This is a genomic window from Candidatus Merdisoma sp. JLR.KK006 (genome assembly GCF_036941035.1).
Lineage (GTDB): Bacteria > Bacillota > Clostridia > Lachnospirales > Lachnospiraceae > Laedolimicola.
Genome location: NZ_JAYMNS010000062.1, coordinates 1 through 4997, shown reverse-complemented (window position 1 = coordinate 4997; position 4997 = coordinate 1). Strand labels below are relative to the sequence as shown.

The window sequence follows — 4997 nt, the reverse complement described above, 5'->3', positions numbered from 1 at the left end:
CTTTATAAAATGTTACTTTTTTTCATTAGCCAAAAGACAAAAATATTGGAGAATATTATTATGACATGGGAAGAAGAACTTCAGAATTGTATAACAGATAGCCATTTCATCGATAGGCAATCGCTTCATTTAACACCATACATGAACAATTTAATAGAAACCACACATAGCATCGCACTTCAAAAGCAATTTATACCGCATACTCCCATGTGTGATTTTCATTTTTTAAATGACTACCTGCAGGAAGAGACATATATGCCTATTCCCAATCTCATTCACAGATATAAAAGCAAGGTAATTATAATAGCAACTGGCCAATGCGCATGTTATTGCCAGTTCTGCACAAGGCAGCGTATTACCCGAAGCGGTGAAATCAGGTTTGATAATTTTGAGAAAATACTAGATTATATCAAGAAACATCCTGAGATAAACGATGTTCTGGTAACAGGTGGAGATCCCTTGATTTTAAGCACAAAAAAGATTTTTTCTATATTATGGGAGATAGAAAAAATAGACAATGTAAAAGTTATAAGGGTTGGAACCAGAATCCCAATCACTCTCCCAAAAAGAATAGATGGAGAACTAATCGAAGCATTGAGAACTTTTAACCGTCTATATATAAACATACATATAAACCACCCCGATGAGTTAACTCCAAGTAGCAAGGAAGCTATCTTATCACTGGCAGATGCAGGAATCCCTTTGGGAAGCCAATCTGTTTTCCTAAAAGGGATTAACGATAACTATAATGTCTTAAAAAATTTGTTTGAACAATTGATTCAGATAAAAGTAAAGCCATATTACTTATATCAATGTGACCAAGTAAGAGGATGCGAGGATTTTATTGCTGATGTCCGCAAAGGTATTGATATAATCAATAAATTGTGTAACCAAGTCAGCGGTTTCGCAGTGCCAAAATTCGTTGTAGATACACCCGAAATGGGGAAAATGGTATTAGCTCCATGTTCTATAAATAAAGTAGATGGGGATATGTTCTATCTATCAAACAGCAACGGACAGTGTTCCTACAAAACGGACAAATAGATTTTTAAAATGAAATTAGGAGAAAACATGAAGAAAAAGCTACGCATCGGAATTGCATATGATGTAAAAGAGGATTACAGTATATCTGCAGAAGGTTTTTCTCACTGTGATTTTAGTATGTTGTTCGAAATCAAAATGATAAAAGAACTCCTTGAAGAGCGGGGGCATATTGTATATTTGCTGGGCAATTATCAAAAGATAAACAGAATGTTTAAAGATGGTACATTCCCTCAATTAGATATTGTTATGAATACTGCTGAAGGAATACTCAGCCGAAACCGAGAAGGCTGGCTTCCATCGCTATTTGAAATAAATGCCATTCCATATTCAGGCTCAGATGCATATGCGTTGAACTTAACATTAAACAAGTTACATACAAAAATTATAGCTGAACATTTGAATATACCAACACCCCCTTACCACAAGGTGGATTGTACAGAGGATGTTAGAGAGGCTGCTAAATTGTTGAAAGGGCCATGGATACTAAAACCAAATTATGAAGGAAGCAGTTCTGGGGTAATACTTGCAAAGACTGAAAAAGACTTAGAACTGGCTTTTGAAAAATTAAGTGCAGAATACCAGCAGACTCTATTATGTGAGACCTATATTGACGGAAGAGAGTTTGCAGTTGCTCTGTTATATGACGGAGCAAACACAAAGCCAGTTGGAACAGTTGAAATTGTCCGAAAGGGAAAAACTCATCTTGGTATTTTCAGTGCAGAAGATAAATATTCTGATACATGTACCAAAATTCCAGCTGTTTTACCAAATCATATTATTGAGTGTATGCAAGAGGATGCCAAGAAGCTTCATCAATTCTTAGGATGTAATGATTATAGCCGGGCAGACTACAGAGTAGACTCCAATGAGCAATATTATTTACTGGAACTTACGCCACTTCCAAACGTGGATTATGGAAGTGGATTCGCAAAATGTTGCGAATATGGTAAATACGATCTTGGGAAAATATTAGAAGAAATACTTTATAATGCTCTGCGGCGCTATAACAAGCAAGACCACTGAAAGTCTTGCTTGTCGCTCTTTATATGCTTTCATAAAATCTGAGTGTTGTAAAATAAAATCCGTTTTCTAAGCATCTTTTGTGTACTTTTTTTGTTGCTGTTCCTGCTGTATTACGAGTTTTTAAACCCAGCATTTTTTTGGTTTTGTATTTTAAGGATTTATATATATATTTAAAACGCGGTTCCATATAGTCGAGTTTCGAACATGCATCAATTTTTTGTAAACATTTCTCAAACTCTTTTGTATGAAAAAAATAAAATGCCCAGTTCAAATTTTGATAAATTGTATATACAGGAATATGCGGAGGTTCTTGCTCCTTAATTAACTTATCGATTTGTGCCAGCTGTTCCAATGCTTCTTTGAACCTTCCCAATACGTTCATACAATTTAAGATATTTGTTCGGATTGCTATTTCAGAATAAGGTTCTGCTTTATACTGTAGAGCTTGCTCAAAAATTCTAATAGCAGTTTCATAATCGCCGTCCAATACCATTTTAAATATTCCTTTTGTATTTAAGGGATAGTGAACGGCAATACTTCCAAAAGAATCAAACAAATCAATAGACTCATTAATCGGTTCCGAAACTTTTTCTAACTCATCCATATATAAATGGTCAGTAGCTATATTATGTAGAACCTCTGCCAGATATCTGGTAGAATTTTGTTTTCTAAAAAATGTTTCTGCAGTTTTTTCCATATTGATTCCGATTTCTTCCCCAAAAACCATACTTGCCATACGTAGCAAAACATAATATTCTTGCTCATATTGCTTATCTTTGTAAAATTCCAGAGCCTTTGTGTAATATTTTTTTTGACTTTCTTCATCACCTGTTGCGTCACAAACAGAGGCTAGTAAAGAAAGTAATTTTATATAAAAAACATTGAAAATTTCATTTTTTTCAAAATGTTCTTTTATATGATTCAATATCTTTAATGTCCCATCCAAATCACCGCTCATATATAAACAATAAGCCTTCTGGTAAAGGAGTTCTACTATAGATTCTGAAAAATCATCAATATCAAAATAACCCAAGCACTCTTCATAAACCTGGCAGGCTTTTGAATAATTACCTATATTTCTGTAACAATCGGCTTCTGCTTTAAAAACATTATATTCCAAAGAATCTAAATGGAGACTATCTAAATCTACATATTCTAACATATATTTGATATCTTGGATTGCAGCTAATTCATGTATATAGTCAGAAATTCTTTCATATTTTGAAACTAGCTCAATGTAATATATGATTGCGGCATCATAATTCTGTGCATATTTGAAATGTTTTGCAATAGGATATAACGCAGCAATTTCGCGGTCAATTGCTTTTAGACCTTTGCGCCGCTGTTCTTTTTTCAATAACTTCTTATAATAGTTTGCCAGAATTTCATGCCATTCTTTTTGTAGCTCCGGTGATATACTGTTTTTTATCAAATTATATACATCATTATTTTCGAAAGAATATGTTAAATCATCCGGATGAATAATCAATTGAGAAATTTTCTCGATTTTTTGCAACATATTATCCGCATTGATAATTTGGAATGGCTTTGAAAGCAGTTCAGCATTAAAGACATTTCCTATGATAGAGGATTTTGAAAGCACTTCTTTTAGTGTCTGATCCAGTCTATCGTAACGCTGCAAAATAAATTCTTTTAAAACATCCGCTAATATACCGGATGGAAGTGTATCACAGATATATTTCCCAGCGTCAAGTAGAATATAATTTTCTCCTTTTAAATAATTAATAGCTATGTTTAGATACATAATATTTCCAAAAGAGGAATCTAAAATGTATGTTAGATTTTCATCGGATATACTAATATTACCTAATGCTTTAAAAAAGTAATGTTTTAATTCCTCAGTGCCAAGTCTGTTAAAATATATAAAGTCTGTATGACTTGGAGAAAATTTATAAAATGGAATAAGCGCATCCATGTTTTCCTGGATATCTAATTCAAATATTACGAATGTTTGAAAGTTTGGAAAGCGGCTCAATAATATTTCAGTTATTTCGACAAGAAACGCGGCTGTTTGAGAATCAAAATCTTGAAATTTTTCAACATAAACAATCATCGGTTTCTTTTTACAAACAGCAAAAAATTCTTTTTTTATCTTTTCCTCAAAACATAAGTCCGAATCAGATGATACACCATTTGTATCTAGTTTCAGTGCATGTATGACTGATTCTAATTGAAATCGATTTTCCAGATTAGGATATATTTTTATAACATTTTTCTTTTTTTGTATAAAACATTGAGTACAACTTCTTTTCCCAAGTCCTTTTTCGCCATAAACAATCATTGCGTGCGATTTATTTTGAAGCAAATAGACATTTTCCATTGCCTTCAACTTATCTGCATTGATTTTATTATTGTAATTTATAGGAAGAAATTGTGTGTTATCTTCCTCGCTATCAGTTTCTGCTTTTTTTTTATTCCCATTTAGTTTTTCATAAATCATACGGGCTAATTCTCGAGGTGTTGATTTTCTGGCATCAATATAAGCGATACTTCCTACAAGGCCAGGAACTCTCGTATCATCAAACCGTACTGGGAGAATATACTGTTGAAAATTAGGGCGTGATTCATTCTTGTTTCGATCTAAAGCTGAACTGACTTCCAATCTTGTCCATACTTTTTCAACGTATTCTGCTGAAATAAATGGAACAAAATACAAGGCTTTCTCGAAGTAGACGCTATCCAAATATTGTATAAGATTTTTACCCCAGAGATCAACTTGTTCTTTATAGTCATAGAAATGTTTAACATTAAGTCTGGTTAATTCTTTTGATACTTTTTCAACATAATCACGTTGCTCTCCCGCAAATGAAAGTGCTACTTTGTACTCAAAATCCTTCTTTCTCATATCGTTCCTCATATTAATTTGAATAGTGTTGAATAACAAGATATTATCCTGTAATCTAATAAAA

General features: G+C 32.9%; 3 protein-coding genes. 2 read left to right on the top strand and 1 reads right to left on the bottom strand.

Annotated elements, in window-relative coordinates; genetic code table 11:
- Both VSQ61_RS22430 and VSQ61_RS22425 read left to right on the top strand, forming a co-directional pair.
- A partial coding sequence (locus VSQ61_RS22430; protein WP_334346542.1) for a KamA family radical SAM protein occupies positions 1-1044 on the top strand: 1044 nt, incomplete at its 5' end.
- Between the two features lie 27 nt (positions 1045-1071).
- A complete protein-coding gene (locus tag VSQ61_RS22425) occupies positions 1072-2067 on the top strand; it encodes a D-alanine--D-alanine ligase family protein (protein WP_334346541.1) in 996 nt (331 codons plus the stop codon).
- A 19-nt stretch (positions 2068-2086) separates the two neighbouring features.
- On the opposite strand, the gene VSQ61_RS22420 is transcribed toward VSQ61_RS22425, so the two are convergent.
- Positions 2087-4933, bottom strand: coding sequence for a TIR domain-containing protein (locus tag VSQ61_RS22420; RefSeq protein WP_334346540.1), 2847 nt, complete (start codon positions 4931-4933; stop codon positions 2087-2089).
- Positions 4934-4997: the final 64 nt, after the last annotated feature.